Annotated in this window: 16 protein-coding genes; 14 read left to right on the forward strand and 2 right to left on the reverse strand. The window is 35.3% G+C overall.

The features are described 5' to 3' along the window. Window positions 1–6: 6 nt before the first annotated feature. The 14 genes from LB454_RS04555 to LB454_RS04620 all read left to right on the forward strand — a co-directional run bounded on the left by LB454_RS04555 (window position 7) and on the right by LB454_RS04620 (window position 12,218). Entirely contained in the window at window positions 7–555 is a 549-nt protein-coding gene (locus LB454_RS04555; protein WP_224463438.1) for a ClpP family protease, read from the forward strand. Window positions 556–557: 2 nt separating this feature from the next. Then, window positions 558–1,001, forward strand: coding sequence for a GNAT family N-acetyltransferase (locus LB454_RS04560; RefSeq protein WP_224463439.1), 444 nt, complete (start codon window positions 558–560; stop codon window positions 999–1,001). A gap of 1 nt (window position 1,002) precedes the next feature. Beyond that, the gene (locus LB454_RS04565; protein ID WP_224463440.1) at window positions 1,003–1,749 is read left to right on the forward strand and encodes a M15 family metallopeptidase; all 747 of its coding nucleotides are present in this window, start codon (window positions 1,003–1,005) and stop codon (window positions 1,747–1,749) included. A gap of 52 nt (window positions 1,750–1,801) precedes the next feature. Further along, window positions 1,802–3,322, forward strand: coding sequence for a 2,3-bisphosphoglycerate-independent phosphoglycerate mutase (gene gpmI / locus LB454_RS04570; RefSeq protein WP_224463441.1), 1,521 nt, complete (start codon window positions 1,802–1,804; stop codon window positions 3,320–3,322). Next, complete coding sequence (locus LB454_RS04575) at window positions 3,319–3,882, forward strand: TlpA family protein disulfide reductase (RefSeq protein ID WP_224463442.1); 564 nt, start codon at window positions 3,319–3,321, stop codon at window positions 3,880–3,882. Before gpmI ends, LB454_RS04575 begins: the two co-directional genes overlap by 4 nt. Before the next feature lie 9 nt (window positions 3,883–3,891). Further along, complete coding sequence (locus LB454_RS04580; RefSeq protein ID WP_224463443.1) at window positions 3,892–4,314, forward strand: BT0820 family HAD-type phosphatase; 423 nt, start codon at window positions 3,892–3,894, stop codon at window positions 4,312–4,314. Continuing rightward, window positions 4,315–5,133, forward strand: a complete 819-nt coding sequence (map, locus tag LB454_RS04585; protein WP_224463444.1) for a type I methionyl aminopeptidase — start codon at window positions 4,315–4,317, stop codon at window positions 5,131–5,133. Between the two features lie 160 nt (window positions 5,134–5,293). Further along, window positions 5,294–6,193 (forward strand): MerR family transcriptional regulator, encoded by a 900-nt coding sequence (locus LB454_RS04590; RefSeq protein WP_224463445.1) that lies wholly within the window; start codon window positions 5,294–5,296, stop codon window positions 6,191–6,193. Window position 6,194: 1 nt separating this feature from the next. Next, window positions 6,195–7,652 (forward strand): phytoene desaturase family protein, encoded by a 1,458-nt coding sequence (locus LB454_RS04595; RefSeq protein ID WP_224463446.1) that lies wholly within the window; start codon window positions 6,195–6,197, stop codon window positions 7,650–7,652. 4 nt (window positions 7,653–7,656) lie between these two features. After that, the gene (locus LB454_RS04600; RefSeq protein ID WP_224463447.1) at window positions 7,657–8,496 is read left to right on the forward strand and encodes a phytoene/squalene synthase family protein; all 840 of its coding nucleotides are present in this window, start codon (window positions 7,657–7,659) and stop codon (window positions 8,494–8,496) included. 4 nt (window positions 8,497–8,500) lie between these two features. Then, complete coding sequence (locus LB454_RS04605) at window positions 8,501–8,947, forward strand: sterol desaturase family protein (protein ID WP_224463448.1); 447 nt, start codon at window positions 8,501–8,503, stop codon at window positions 8,945–8,947. Beyond that, complete coding sequence (gene crtD, locus LB454_RS04610; protein ID WP_224463449.1) at window positions 8,948–10,417, forward strand: 1-hydroxycarotenoid 3,4-desaturase CrtD; 1,470 nt, start codon at window positions 8,948–8,950, stop codon at window positions 10,415–10,417. Between the two features lie 9 nt (window positions 10,418–10,426). After that, window positions 10,427–11,071, forward strand: a complete 645-nt coding sequence (locus LB454_RS04615; RefSeq protein ID WP_224463450.1) for a carotenoid biosynthesis protein — start codon at window positions 10,427–10,429, stop codon at window positions 11,069–11,071. Further along, window positions 11,058–12,218: a lycopene cyclase family protein gene (locus LB454_RS04620; RefSeq protein WP_224463451.1), complete on the forward strand. Its 1,161-nt coding sequence runs from the start codon at window positions 11,058–11,060 to the stop codon at window positions 12,216–12,218. Before LB454_RS04615 ends, LB454_RS04620 begins: the two co-directional genes overlap by 14 nt. Here LB454_RS04620 and LB454_RS04625 read toward each other — a convergent pair. Together LB454_RS04625 and LB454_RS04630 are read right to left on the reverse strand one after the other, a co-directional pair. After that, window positions 12,215–12,901 (reverse strand): DUF3291 domain-containing protein, encoded by a 687-nt coding sequence (locus tag LB454_RS04625; protein ID WP_224463452.1) that lies wholly within the window; start codon window positions 12,899–12,901, stop codon window positions 12,215–12,217. The two genes, LB454_RS04620 and LB454_RS04625, sit on opposite strands and share 4 nt — an antisense overlap. 158 nt (window positions 12,902–13,059) lie before the next feature. Then, window positions 13,060–15,099 (reverse strand): S9 family peptidase, encoded by a 2,040-nt coding sequence (locus LB454_RS04630; RefSeq protein ID WP_224463453.1) that lies wholly within the window; start codon window positions 15,097–15,099, stop codon window positions 13,060–13,062. Window positions 15,100–15,106: the final 7 nt, after the last annotated feature.

The following is a 15,106-nucleotide window of genomic DNA, read 5'->3' on the forward strand; positions in this document are numbered from 1 at the left end:
AATAACATGAGCGATAAGTCAGGAAAAGTTCAAGATCTTATAGATAAAAAATTTTTAGAGCAAAGAAAAGTCTTTCTTAATGGACAAGTAGATGGTAAAAGTGCAAAACATATTATAGATAGATTGATGTATCTGGATATGGAAAGCGATGAGGAAATACAGTTCTACATCAACAGCCCAGGTGGTTACGTTACCGATGGGTTTGCTATTTACGACACCATGAAGTCACTAAAAAGCCCAGTCTCTACCATATGCAGTGGTCTTGCAGCATCTATGGGTTCAATATTAATGTCTGGTGGTGAAAAAGGAAAACGTTTTATACAGCCACACGCCAAAATCATGATTCACCAGCCTATGGGCGGAGCTCAGGGACAAGCATCCAATATTGAGATTCAAGCTCAGGAAATTCTCAAAATCAAAGAATTGAGTGCTCAAATTCTAGCAGATAACTGCGGACAAGATTTTGACAAAGTGATGAAAGATTTTAAGCGTGATTACTGGATGAATGCACAGGAATCTTTAGATTATGGTATTGTAGACGGTATCTTATCATAAAGATGCCTCTTCAGATTACATATATTACCTCAGCTGAGACTATAGATTTGAGGCATCTTGCGTTGAGACAAGGAAGGCCAAAAAGTTCAAGTCATATGGAAGGGGATGATTTAAAAAGCACCAAACACATTGGTGCTTTTATAAATTCAGAGTGTGTTGGGATTTTAAGTTTATTTGAAGCTAAAATAGATGACCATCTGGATGAATATCAGTATCAATTGAGAGGCATGGCAGTTCATCCAAAATTCCAGGGCCAAGAGATTGGCAAAAAACTAATTGAATTCGCTGAGCATGAGCTCAGGAAAATGCAGGTTAACTTACTGTGGTGTAATGCAAGGTCAAGTGCTGCCAATTTCTACGATAAACTTAATTTTGAGATCATTTCAGAAGAATTTCATATTCCAGACGTAGGTCCACATTTTGTAATGTGTAAAAAGTTACGCTAACATGAATCGTAAAGGATTTATCAAAACTGCAGCTTTAGCTGGAATTGCGTCTCAATTTCAACTCAGTTCTAGATTTTTTAAGTTTATGTCTACAGGGGATATAAAGATTGAGAATCTATTAGGCATTAGTGAATCGCATTTAAAATCGAAACCAGTTTTATTAGAGGAAAAAACTTATGAGGCTTTTTCCTTGATGAGGTCAGCCGCTTTAAAAGACCAGATCGATATCAAAATTGTTTCAGGCTATAGGAGTTTTCAACGACAAAAAGAAATTTGGGAAAGAAAGTTTAAGCAATTTTCTAAAACCAAAAATCCAGCTGATGCAATTTCAGAAATTATAACCTACTCCTCTATTCCAGGGACTTCACGTCATCATTGGGGAACTGATATAGATATTATTGATGCTGCTGCAGAAATGCCGAAAGGAGGTTTACTTCAAGAAAATAACTACCATGGAGAGGCGCCCTTTTCCAATTTAAAATCCTGGATGGATCGCTACAGCAGTGATTTTGGTTTTGAATTGGTATATACTAAAGACAAAGCTCGAAGTGGGTTCAATTATGAACCGTGGCATTATTCATTCGCCCCTGTTTCAAAATCATACCTCAAACTGCAAATGGGGAAAGATTATAAAAAAGCATGGCATACATTAGAATTTGAAGGCAAATCCGAAATGACTTATGCATTTATAGATTCTTATTTTAAAAATTATGGAATGGGAATTCACACGAGTTTAATGCCTTCTTAAACTCTACTATGTATCTACCAATAATTCTTATTTTAGCAAAAAATTGATATTTATGGGCAAAAAAGTCATATTAACTATACTTGACGGCTGGGGTATTTCTCCATCCAAAGAGATTTCTGCTGTAGACAAAGCCAACACTCCATTTATGGATAGTCTTTATAAAAAATATCCAAATGCAACTTTAAGGACAGATGGACTAAATGTTGGATTACCTGAAGGACAAATGGGTAATTCTGAAGTTGGTCACATGAACCTTGGAGCAGGAAGAATTGTTTATCAGGATCTGGTAAAAATAAATATGGCTGTTGAAAAAAATACACTTAAGAATGAACCAGCCTTGGAGCAAGCCTTTGATTATGCTAAGAAAAATAACAAGGCAGTTCATTTTTTGGGTTTGGTAAGCGATGGTGGTGTGCACTCCCATATCAACCATCTGAAAGGTCTGGCGACAGCTGCTCATGATTATGGTATTACAAAAAAATACGTCCACGCTTTCACTGATGGCCGGGATGTAGATCCACATTCTGGGAAAGGTTATGTAGAGGACCTGATGCCTCATTTTGAAAAAACTAATACAAAACTTGCCAGCATAATAGGGAGGTATTATGCGATGGATAGAGATAAACGCTGGGAAAGAATTGAAAAAGCATATGACCTTATTGTCAAAGGAGAAGCAGAAACTTACACCGAAGATCCTCTTGGAACTTTACAAAAAAGTTACGATGAAGGAATTTCAGATGAATTTATAAAACCAATTGCACTAACTTCTAATAATGAACCAGTTGGGAAAATCTCAGAAGGAGACGTCGTTATATTTTTCAATTTTAGAACTGACCGTGGAAGACAACTAACGCAAGCTTTGAGCCAGGAAGATTTTGATGATTATGATATGAAGTCTATTCCTTTATATTATGTCACCATGACCAAATATGACGACACCTTCAAAAACATTAATGTAGTTTACAAAAAAGACAACATCAAAGCAACTCTTGGAGAAGTTTTGGAATTTACCGGTAAATCACAAATAAGGGCAGCAGAAACAGAAAAATATCCTCATGTAACCTTTTTCTTTTCTGGTGGTCGTGAGGAGCCTTTTAGAGACGAGAAACGGATCATGGTGAATTCTCCAAAAGTGGCTACGTACGATCTTCAACCAGAGATGAGTGCATTTGAGCTAAGAGATAAGGTTGTAAAGGAAATTTCTGAAAAAACTGGGGATTTCATTTGTTTAAATTTTGCCAATCCAGACATGGTTGGTCACACCGGAGATTTTGATGCCGCTATAAAAGCTTGTGAAACTGTAGACCAATGCCTAAAAGACGTTGTAACCGAAGCAGAAAAACAAGACTATTCAGTTATTGTGATTGCAGATCACGGTAACAGCGAAACAATGATAAACGAGGATGGATCTCCAAACACTGCACACACGACTAATCCAGTTCCAATTATTTTAGTTGATAAAGATATTAAATCCATAAAAGATGGAATTTTAGGGGACATTGCCCCTACTATTTTAGACTTAATGGACATAGAAAAACCTGAGTTAATGACTCAACATTCATTATTAGCATGAGAAAAATACTCTCGTTATCTTTTGCATTAGCAATTGCAATAGGAACTTCAAGTTACTCAACAAGTAAAGACAATTCTCTTAATAGTGAAATAGGTCAACAAAACCAACTTATTTTAGGTGAATTTAAACTCGAAGATTTAAAATCTACCAATAATAAACAGTGGTTTGAAAATAGATATAAGAGTTACACACCAAAAGCTGAAGTCGTACAGAAAATTGCATCTGTTGTAAAAAACAATCAATTTAAGATCTCCGTTTACATGGGAACTTGGTGTGAAGATAGTCAGAGAGAGTTCCCGGGATTTATCAAAATTTTAGATCAGATCAATTTTGATTATAAGAATCTTAAGCTTGTGGGGGTTGATGAAGATAAGGTCGTCCCCAACATCTCAGATAAAAAAAGAAAGGAGCTAAACGTGTTCAATGTTCCTACTATAATTGTTTATGATAATAGTGGTGAAGAAGTTAATCGATTTGTTGAGTTTCCACAAGAAACTCTAGAAGAAGATTTGCTTAAAATATTTTCTAGACAAGATTATAAACATGTCTATGATTTTTAATTACACTTTATGATTTCTTCCAAAAAACCTGTGTTAGCTATAGATTTCGACGGAACTATTGTAGATAATAAGTATCCTTCCATTGGTAAACCAAAACTTTTTGCTTTTGAGACTTTAAAAAAACTCCAAAAACGAGGCTTTGTACTTATACTTTGGACTTACAGAGACGGTGAAAAGTTAGAAGAAGCAGTAGAGTTTTGCAAAAAAAACGGAATTGAATTTTATGCAGTGAATAAAAGCTATCCTGAAGAAGTCTATACTGAAGACATCAGTAGAAAAATAAATGCAGATATTTTTATAGATGACAGAAATGTTGGTGGTTTTTTGGGCTGGGGGCAAATTTACAGAGAACTCCTTGGAGACGATGAAGAATTAAGACAACTAAAATCTAAAAAGAAGGGATTTTTTGAATCCATTTTTAAAAAGAAATAAATGATAATTACAAAGACTAGAGAAGAATTAAAATTGATGTACGAAAGTGCACAAATAGTTTCTAAAACTCTCGGCATGGTTGCTAGAGAGGTAAAATCAGGGGTCACCACTCTTCATCTAGATAAGTTGGCTGAAGAATTTATAAGAGATCACGGAGCGGTACCAGGATTTCTCGGTTTGTATGACTTTCCCAATACATTATGTGTAAGCCCGAATGCTCAGGTTGTACATGGTATTCCTAATAATAAACCCTTGGAAGAGGGTGATATTGTTTCTATAGATTGTGGAGCAATAAAGAATCAATACTATGGTGATCATGCCTATACCTTTGAGGTTGGAGAAGTAAATGAGGATATCAAAAAGTTGATTAAAGTCACAAAAGAGTCGTTATACAAAGGTATAGCTCAGTTTGTTGAAGGCAACCGCGTTGGAGATGTTGGCTATGCAATACAAAAGCATACAGAGCAGCACGGGTATGGCGTGGTGAGAGAACTAGTAGGTCATGGCCTGGGAAAAACCATGCACGAAGATCCGCAAATGCCTAATTACGGTAAAAGAGGACGAGGCAAAAAGTTTGTAGAAGGCATGACTGTAGCTATCGAACCTATGATCAATATGGGAACAAAGCGCATCAAACAATTACCAGATGGCTGGACAATTTTAACTTCAGATGGTAAACCAAGTATTCATTTTGAACACGATGTGGCTTTAATCGACGGTCAGCCAAGATTACTGTCTACATTTGATTATGTGCATGAAGCATTGGGCATCCAAACCGATGAAGAAGATCCTTACAGACTCGATATTTCAAAGCTATAAATTAATTCAGTTACAAATCAACTCTCTACATTTCCCAAAAAAATTTAGATAATTTTTTGATTTCAAAGTTTCCCTTGATGTAATTTGTTTAAGTTTTAACTTCATTTTTTAAACAAAGTATGATAATAATCTATATTTTTGATTATTGTTATATAAAGTCATGGGAAACATTAAACAAAATTTCAGTATTAAAGATTTAGAATCGTTGAGCGGTATTAAAGCCCATACTATTCGTATGTGGGAAAAGCGATACGGTGTTTTAGAACCTGAACGCACAGAAACCAATATCAGAAATTATGGAGTTACAGGACTTCAAAAGATATTGAACATTGCGTTTTTAAACGAGAATGGATACAAGATTTCTAGAATTTCTAAGATGGAAGATCCTGAAATTTCAGAACTCGTACAAAGTATTACAACTAGTAAAAGTAATTCTAATCGAGCGTTAAAATCTATGAAAGTGGCCATGATGAATTTCGATCAGCCATTATTTTTAAGAACTTATGAAAATCTTCTTATCAATAAAACCTTCTCAGAAATTTACAATGAAGTTTTTATACCATTGATGATAGAAATTGGTACATTGTGGCAAGCAGGAACTATTACTCCAGCTCATGAGCAATTCATTTCCAATCTCATTAAGCAGAAACTATTTATAAATATTGAAAATCTGCAGAAAGAACAAGCCTCAAAAACAGATAAGGTCTTTATTCTTTTTCTTCCAGATGAAGAAATTCACGATATAGGTTTATATTATGCCAATTATGAAATATTATCTCATGGATATAAGGTAATATTTTTAGGTCAAAGCTTACCTATGAAAGATTTGACGTATCTTTCAACTTTATACGATAACACAATTTTTATAAGTTATCTCACTGTAAAACCTGATAATATCGAGCAATATTTACAAGACTTTAAGGAACACATTTGCCCAGATGGTTTATGTGAATATTGGTTATTAGGCAGAAAATCTATTGAGCTTATTGATAATAATGTGAAATTACCTGAAGGTATTAGAGCCTTTAGAGATATTTCAGAATTGACACTAAATTTATAATATGAGTAAATCTATTGCGGTAATTGGTTCTGGCTTTTCTTCATTGGCTGCAGCTTGTTATTTAGCCCAAAGTGGTAATACCGTTGAAGTTTTTGAAAAAAACGATAGTCTTGGCGGGAGAGCAAGACGCTTTAAAGAACAAGGTTTTACTTTCGATATGGGGCCTTCCTGGTACTGGATGCCTGACGTTTTTGAAAGATTTTTTGCAGACTTTGGTAAAAAACCTTCAGATTATTATGAATTAGATAAACTAGACCCTGGATATCAAGTTGTATTCGAAGGAGGTGAAACTATTGAGATTGGAGATAGTCTGGATAAAATCTACAAAATTTTTGATAAAGAAGAAGAAAACGGAGCCAAAAAGCTTAAAAAGTTTATTGATAATGCTCGAAAAAATTACGATATAGCCATCAAAGATTTGGTATATAAGCCTGGTGTATCTCCCTTAGAACTTGTAACGCCAAAAACAGTAACAAAATTGGGTGAGTTCTTTAGCACTGTAGATAAGGATGTTGAAAAAGAATTTAAGAATGAAAAGCTGAAGCAAATCCTTAAATTTCCTGTTTTGTTTTTAGGCGCAAAACCCAGCGAAACACCATCTTTCTATAACTTCATGAATTATGCTGACTTTGGTTTGGGCACGTGGCACCCCAAAGGTGGTTTTCACGAGGTGATTGCTGCCATGGTTAAATTGGCTGAATCGCTTGGAGTTAAAATTAATACCAATGCCAATATTGATAAAATTATTGTCGAAGATAAAACGGCCAAAGCTTTAGAAGTGAATGGGGAACTTAAAAACTTCGATACCATATTGTCTGGTGCAGATTATCACCATACCGAAACTTTATTGGACAAAAAACACCGTCAATATTCTGAAGAATATTGGAGTAAAAAGGTTTTTGCCCCTTCCTCTCTATTGTTTTACATAGGTTTTGATAGGAAACTCGATAATGTAAAACATCATAATTTATTTTTTGATGTTGATTTTAATGAACATGCAAAAGATATTTATACTACCCCAAAATGGCCAAAGGAGCCTTTGTTCTATGCAAATTTCACTTCCAAGACCGACCCAAGTACCGCACCAGAAGGGCATGAAAATGGCTTCTTTTTGGTGCCTATCGCTCCAGGAATTGAGGACACAGAAGAGCTTAGGGAAGAATATTTTAACAAAATCATGACAAGGTTTGAATCTTTGACTGAGCAAAAAGTCCAGAAAAATATTATATTTAAAAAGTCCTTTTGTGTGAATGATTTCGTTGAAGATTACAATTCCTACAAGGGTAATGCATATGGAATGGCAAATACCTTATTACAAACAGCCTTTTTGAGGCCAAAACTGAAAAGTAAAAAGGTGAAGAATTTATTCTTTACTGGTCAACTTACAGTTCCAGGTCCTGGCGTTCCACCAGCATTAATTTCAGGTAAATTGGTATCTGAATTAATTGAAAAAAATTAAAGTAATGAAGTCATTATTTGATACAGTGTCGAGAGATTGTAGTAAGTTGGTTACCAACTCCTATAGCACTTCTTTTTCGATAGCTACCAAGTTGCTTGCACCATCCATAAGACAGGATATTTATAATATTTATGGATTTGTGAGGTTTGCAGATGAAATCGTAGACACCTTTCACGACTATGATAAGTCGACGTTATTTAAGAGTTTTCAGAAAGAAATGTATGAAGCTATCAATCATAAAATAAGTCTCAACCCTATTTTAAATAGTTTTCAGGAAACTGTTCATAAATACAATATAGATCCTCACTTGTATGAATCTTTTATGGATAGTATGGAAAAAGATTTACATAAATCAAATTACCTCACGCAGGAAGAATACGAGGCTTACATTTATGGTAGTGCAGATGTTGTTGGATTGATGTGCTTAAAGGTATTTGTGAAAGGAGATACAGAAGCTTATGAGAACTTAAAAGATGATGCGATGAAATTAGGCTCTGCTTTTCAAAAGGTAAACTTTTTAAGAGATTTGAAAGCAGATTGCGAAGAATTGGAAAGATCTTATTTCCCCAATGCAGATTTGAGTCGACTAGATGAAAACACTAAAAATGCAATTATTTCTGAAATTGATGCAGATTTTCAAGCTGGATTGAGGGGAATTGGAAAATTACCAGTTGAGGCAAAGTTGGGAGTTTATACTGCTTATATTTATTATTCAAAACTTCTTCAGAAATTGAAAAATACGCCATCGCTAGAAATAAAGAATAAAAGAATAAGAGTACCAAACTACCAAAAAGCCAGCCTGCTTGCAAAATCTTACATTTCATGTAGATTTAATTTAGTTTAAGATTATGGATATATTGATATGGATTGTTGTATTTGTTGCAACTTTTTTAGGAATGGAATTTATGGCGTGGTTTACGCATAAGTATGTTATGCATGGATTTTTATGGGTTCTCCATAAAGATCATCATCATAAAGATCACAAAAGCTGGTGGGAAAGAAATGACTTGTTCTTTGTATTCTATGCCGTAGTAAGCATGTACTTTTTTATGGTTGCAGAGTTTCAGTTTGCAGTAGCTATAGGTGCAGGAATAGCCGGATATGGCTTAGCGTACTTTCTAGTCCATGACATATTTATTCATCAGCGTTTCAAATTGTTTAGAAAAGCAAATCACTGGTATGCTAAAGGGATAAGGCGAGCACATAAAATTCACCACAAACATCTAGGTAAAGATGAAGGAGAATGCTTCGGTATGCTTATACCACCTATGAGATTTCTTAAAAATAAAAAATAGATGAAAGTAAAAGCTGCAGTTGTTGGTTCTGGCATTGCTGGAATAGCTTCAGCTCTCAGGCTTAAAGCCAAAGGATATGACGTAGAAGTCTTCGAACAAAACTCTTATACTGGAGGAAAACTGCATAGTTTCCAAAGAGGTGATTTTAGGTTTGATTACGGTCCTTCTCTTTTCACAATGCCGCATTTGGTTGATGAATTATTCAGCTTGTTTGATATTGACTCCTCCACCTATTTTCAATACAAAAAGAAAGATATCATTTGTAATTATTTTTGGGAAGATGGTCAACAATTTCAAGTAAAGGCTGATAAGAAAGATTTTATAAAAGATGCTTCAGATACCTTCAATGAGTCTGAAAAACACCTCAGCGACTATTTGGAAAGCACAAAAACCAAATACGATCTAACTTCGAGATTATTTCTTGAAAAATCACTTCATAAGTTCAGTACTTACCTTTCAAAAGATACTTTAAAAGCAATAGCGAACTTGAGCAAACTTCATTTGGATAGCAGCCTTAACGAAGTGAATGAAAAGTATTTTGATCATCCAAAGCTGGTTCAGCTCTTTAATAGATTTGCCACCTATAACGGATCATCGCCCTATAAAACTCCGGGCATCATGTCCATGATTCCACATTTAGAAATGAATTATGGAGCCTTTATTCCAAAGCATGGTATGCATGACATATCTCAAAGTCTAACTCAATTGGCAAAAGATGTAGGCATTTCATTTCATCTCAACCAAAAAGTAGATGAAATTCTTTACGAAAATGAAAGAATAAAAGGTTTAAAAGTCAACCAAGAAAAGCTTGAATATGATCTAGTAGTATGCAATATGGATGTGTATTCTGCCTATAATTCTTTGTTGAAAAAAGCAACACCTCCGAGAAAGACTCTAGACCAGGAAAGGTCCAGCTCAGCGCTCATTTTTTACTGGGGTGTAAACAAACGTTTTAAAGAACTCGATTTACACAATATTCTATTTACTGAGGATTATCAAAAAGAGTTCGACCATTTATTCAATAAAAAATATTTTGCAGAAGATCCAACAGTTTACATCAATATTACTTCCAAAGAAGTTGATGGAGACGCTCCAGAAGGATCTGAGAATTGGTTTGTTATGGTGAACGCTCCAACCAATTGCGGACAAGACTGGAACGAACAAACTACTTATATTAGAGAAAAGATTATTACGAAAATCAATACGTGTTTGGGAGTTCAAATTCAAAATCACATCCAGGTGGAACACGTAGAAACACCAGAAACTATTGAAGCAGCCACATCTTCTTTCCAAGGTTCACTTTATGGGACATCTAGTAATAATAAATTTGCTGCATTTTTAAGGCATCCAAACTTCAGTTCTAAGATAAAAAACTTATACTTTTGCGGTGGTAGCGTTCATCCTGGCGGGGGAATTCCATTATGTTTACTCTCAGCCAAAATCGTTTCAGACTTTGTTCCAAATGCCTAACATAAACTAATGAAAAGCCTTTTTAGCGAGAAGAAGTATATTTTAATTGCAATAGGGTTATTGTGGCTATTCCACATTTCTGGAATTGTTGGCATTAGCCTAGGGTTTCAAGACTGGTTTGCGAGTAGAACTGCGCTCAACCTGTGGATCATGTTTATCGTTTTGATACTTTTTTATCCACTAACCTCTTATAAGAAATGGCTTTTCTTTTTGCTCTTTGGAGCTGTAGGAATCCTTGCTGAATATTTAGGCGTGACTTTTGGGTTATTCTTTGGAGAATATGCCTATGGTAGTAATTTTGGTCCTAAAATTTTTGAGGTCCCCGTTCTTATTGGAGTCAACTGGGCGATGCTTACTTTTATTTGCGGAGCAGTTGCCAACAAACTAGCAGACCATATTTTTTTGAAATCTTTATTAGGTACCTTCATGATGCTTTTTCTGGATTTATTCATGGAAAAAGTAGCCCCTATTTTTGACTTTTGGGAGTTTACAGGAGGATATGCTCCTGTAGATAATTACATCGCCTGGGGCATAATTTCATTTATTTTTCATCTCATCTTTCATCTGGCTAAAATTAAAGGTCAGTTCTTAATTTCGCTAAATTTATATTTGGTTCAACTCGTGTTTTTTGTCTATTTCTATGTCTACCTATAACTATGATTACATTATTGTTGGCGCTGGTGCAGCTGGATTAAATCTAGCTTTAGCTATGAACGATGATGCTTTTTTTGAAGACAAGTCTATACTAATTTTAGATAAAGAAGAAAAAAATAAAAACGACAGAACCTGGAGTTTTTGGGAAACTGGAAGCGGGAAATGGGATGCTTTAGTTTCTAAAACCTGGAATAAAGGAAAAGTAAGAGCAAATGGTGAAACTATAAATTTAAACCTAAGAAAGTATCAATACAAAACACTTAGGTCTTCGAGTTTTTATTCGTATGCCAAAACCTCCTTGAAGGAACCCCGTTTTATTTGGAAAACAGAACAAGTTCAGAAAATAGTTCAATCTGAAGAAGGGGCAATAGTGAGCTCCAAAAATGATAATTATAAAGCGAAATATGTTTTCGACAGCAGAATTCCTGATTCTTATTCTCTGGAAGACGCAAATTATTTAAACATCGCTCAGCATTTCAAAGGCTGGATCATAGAAACAGAAAGTCCTGCTTTTGATGATTCTGAATTCACTATGATGGATTATGATTTGAAAGACGGTGAGAGCACTAGTTTTACTTATATTTTACCTTTTTCGAAAACGAAAGCACTTGTTGAGTTTACCTATTTCAGCCCCGATTTGGTAAGTGAATCTACCTATGACCAATACTTAAAAAAATACATCAAAGAACAACTTAAAATAGAAGAGTATACAATCTCAGAAACTGAAAAAGGGATAATTCCTATGACGAATTTCCCTTTCGAAGATTTCAATCAGCAGTATGTCATTAAAATAGGAACTGCTGGCGGCTGGGTGAAAGCTTCTTCTGGCTATTCCTTCAAAAACTGTGAAAGGAAAAGTCAAAATTTGATAAAGTTCTTAAAATCAAATCGAGAGTTCTACAAAGATTCTACTCCAAAAAAATACAAGCATTACGATAAAATTTTTCTTGAAGTACTCAGCAAAGAAAATCACTTTGGCGAGGAGTTATTTTATAGGATGTACAAGAATAATTCTATCCAAACCATATTCAGGTTTTTAGATGAAGACTCTTCTTTTCAAGAAGACCTAAAAATCATAGTCAATTTAAGTTCATCACCCTTCATTAAAGGCTTTATGAGACATTTGAAAAGCGGATTAACTACTTAAGCACCCTTCAAAACGACCTTATCCTGAAGTCGAAATCTTGAGAACAGTTCTTCGCTGTACCAGTCCAATTGTCTTGTTTTTTGAATGGCTTTAATATGTTCATGACTTTGATAAGCATAAGCCTGAAGACAATCGATATTTTCCCAAATACTAAAAGTTGCCATTTCTACAAATGGCAATTCTCCAAAACCTTTGGTGTAAAGTAAACCTTTAGTGTTTTCTAAGGGTTTTTGAGATTCTGGAACATACTTCCAAAATTTCAACAACATTTTAGTTTTGATACTTGCTCTTGTAATGACTGCAATTTGATCTGATTCATCAATAGCATTGGATTTTACAGTAGATGTAAAAGGATTACTACCATTCCATTCCCCTCGCGCCTGAATGCTTTCCAGATAAAGCACTTCCATTTTTTCGGCATGCTTTTGATACAATCGGCTCAATTTGTGTGTTTCAAAGAAATTTTCAGCAAAGGTTTTATCATCCCAGACCTGAAGAACAGCATAAACATTCCAGTCAGGAAAAGGATTGAAATTGTCTTTACCACTTCCCATCAACTTATAAAAACTTTGGCCTTCTACAGTTTTCATATACTTATGACCAAACTGCATCATGGACAAGGCCCAGAATTTTTCAGAAAATCCTTTATAATTTAAGACTGTAAGTGTGGTAATTTGAGACATCAGCTATAAAAAGTTAAAGGTGAAAACAAATAAGCTCACGCCCTAGCTTTCACCCTAATTTTATTAAATATTAAACATGTACTGAATCAATATCAGAGAACTTTAAATCAAGTTGGATTCAAACTCACATTTTTGAACTGACAAGTTCAGAATAATCATCACTTTTTATATTTATCAAACCATCCTGTTATGTAACCTACCTTCCTGAATAAATTACTTGGTTTGCCAGCAATTCCATGGCCAGAGCCAGCAATCCTAACCATTATTGCATCAATACCTTGCAATTTCAAAGCAGAATAATACTGCTCTGTTTCACTCATAGGTGTCCTGTAATCCTGCTGACCCGTAAGTAGCATGGTTGGTGTCTTAACATTCCCAACTAAAGAAATGGGTGAAAACTTCAGATAATCCTCTGGAGATTCCCATGGCTTATCTTTAAACCAGTATTTGGAAAAAAATGGAGAACCATCTGCAGTTAAAACAAAACTATACCAGTTGATGACTGGCTTGGCAACGACTGCCGCTTGAAAACGATCTGTTTTACCTATAGACCAAGCGGTAAGCACTCCACCTCCACTTCCACCAGTGATAAATACATTTTCTTCATCTACGTAACCTTGATCGATAACATAATCTGTAGCGTCCATCAGGTCGTTATAATCTTCGCTAGGATAATTATGGTTGATGTATGCTGCAAAATCTTCTCCATAACTTGTGCTTCCTCTTGGATTAGTATATACTACCACATAACCTCTGCTTGCCATAAACTGTAATTCTGGTGAAAAACGAGAACCATAATTGGTATACGGACCACCATGAATTTCCAAAATCATAGGGTATTGCTTAGATGGATCAAAATCAGGAGGAGTAAGTATCCACCCCTGAACTTTGAAATCATCCACTGAAGAGTCCACCCAAAATTCTTCAACTTTTCCAGTCTTTTTTGACTGAAGGAGGTTTTCGTTTAACCTGGTTAAAAGTACTGGCTTAGCATTTGATCTCCTACCCACAACAGCAAGTTCTGATGGAGTTGAAGTCGTGACGTGAGAAAAAGCTACATTACCCTTATCTGAAACCGAATAACTCCCTCCTCCATAAGGTCTGCCAATACTAGCAGAACCTAAATTTTTTACAACGGTAGTAGCATTCCCTTTAAGATCAATTTTTCCAACTTTGCTATTTCCTTCTTCATCGAATCTGAAATAAATTGATTTGCTATCCTTTGACCATTTTACTGACGAAATATCTTGAGTGAAGTCCTGGGTCAGCACCTGTACTTCTTCACCTTCTCTATTCATCAGATAAAGTTGAGTAAGTTGATAACCAACAAATTCATCTTCAAAACCTGTATAGGCAATATATTTTCCGTCTGGAGAAATTGTTGGTGAATTGAAAGGCCCTCGCTTATCGGTGAGTTGTTTTACTTCTCCCGTAGAAATATGCTGTTGATAAATTTGTTCATTGTTTGGATCCAACTCGGCATCCTCAGACTTGTTGACAGTGTACACGATATGCTTGCCATCTGGCGCCCATGAAGGTGAGCTAAATTGATGAGAACCAGAAGTTAATTGGCGGGCAGTACCGCCCTCTGCAGAAATCACAAAAAGATGACGATATCCGTCCTGCACGTATCCACCTCCATCTCTTCTGTAGACTGCTTTATCTATTACATCGGCAGATTGTTCCCACTTTGCTCCTGAGGGAGGCGAAGGCAATTGCACGTTAATTGCCTTTGAAGCTTCTGGCACAAATTTACTGAACAGTAATTGTGTTCCATCTGGGGACCAGCTAATATTTGAGGGGCTCTCTGTAAAATTGGTGAGTGCAGCCGTTGTTTTAGATTCCAAATAATACACATAGAGTTGATTGGAACCATCTTGATTGGATGTAAAAGCAAATTTGTCGCCTTTAGGAGACCAGGTTACATTCCCATAATTTTTGGTACCCGAAGTAATTGGATAGTGATTTTCACCATCAAAAGAAATTTGCCAAAGATTCACTAATCTACTATCGGTCATTACATCAAATTGATGTCTTTCGTAAATAATTGTCTTCCCATCTGGAGAAATTTCAGGATTGGAGACCATTTGCAGATCGAATAGATCCATATAATTGAAATGATCTTTTGCAACCTGAGCATGCAACTGACTTACAAAACAAAGAAAAAGGCTGAGTAAACTTAGACGTATAAAATTCATGAAAAAT

The organism is Psychroflexus montanilacus (assembly GCF_020164535.1).
Taxonomy (GTDB): Bacteria; Bacteroidota; Bacteroidia; order Flavobacteriales; family Flavobacteriaceae; genus Psychroflexus; species Psychroflexus montanilacus.

Coding starts and splice junctions, on each gene's coding strand:
- LB454_RS04555 (WP_224463438.1), top strand. CDS start 7: ATGAGCGATAAGTCAGGAAAAGTTCAAGATCTTATAGATAAAAAATTT.
- LB454_RS04560 (WP_224463439.1), top strand. CDS start 558: ATGCCTCTTCAGATTACATATATTACCTCAGCTGAGACTATAGATTTG.
- LB454_RS04565 (WP_224463440.1), top strand. CDS start 1,003: ATGAATCGTAAAGGATTTATCAAAACTGCAGCTTTAGCTGGAATTGCG.
- gpmI (WP_224463441.1), top strand. CDS start 1,802: ATGGGCAAAAAAGTCATATTAACTATACTTGACGGCTGGGGTATTTCT.
- LB454_RS04575 (WP_224463442.1), top strand. CDS start 3,319: ATGAGAAAAATACTCTCGTTATCTTTTGCATTAGCAATTGCAATAGGA.
- LB454_RS04580 (WP_224463443.1), top strand. CDS start 3,892: ATGATTTCTTCCAAAAAACCTGTGTTAGCTATAGATTTCGACGGAACT.
- map (WP_224463444.1), top strand. CDS start 4,315: ATGATAATTACAAAGACTAGAGAAGAATTAAAATTGATGTACGAAAGT.
- LB454_RS04590 (WP_224463445.1), top strand. CDS start 5,294: ATGGGAAACATTAAACAAAATTTCAGTATTAAAGATTTAGAATCGTTG.
- LB454_RS04595 (WP_224463446.1), top strand. CDS start 6,195: ATGAGTAAATCTATTGCGGTAATTGGTTCTGGCTTTTCTTCATTGGCT.
- LB454_RS04600 (WP_224463447.1), top strand. CDS start 7,657: ATGAAGTCATTATTTGATACAGTGTCGAGAGATTGTAGTAAGTTGGTT.
- LB454_RS04605 (WP_224463448.1), top strand. CDS start 8,501: ATGGATATATTGATATGGATTGTTGTATTTGTTGCAACTTTTTTAGGA.
- crtD (WP_224463449.1), top strand. CDS start 8,948: ATGAAAGTAAAAGCTGCAGTTGTTGGTTCTGGCATTGCTGGAATAGCT.
- LB454_RS04615 (WP_224463450.1), top strand. CDS start 10,427: ATGAAAAGCCTTTTTAGCGAGAAGAAGTATATTTTAATTGCAATAGGG.
- LB454_RS04620 (WP_224463451.1), top strand. CDS start 11,058: ATGTCTACCTATAACTATGATTACATTATTGTTGGCGCTGGTGCAGCT.
- LB454_RS04625 (WP_224463452.1), bottom strand. CDS start 12,901: ATGTCTCAAATTACCACACTTACAGTCTTAAATTATAAAGGATTTTCT.
- LB454_RS04630 (WP_224463453.1), bottom strand. CDS start 15,099: ATGAATTTTATACGTCTAAGTTTACTCAGCCTTTTTCTTTGTTTTGTA.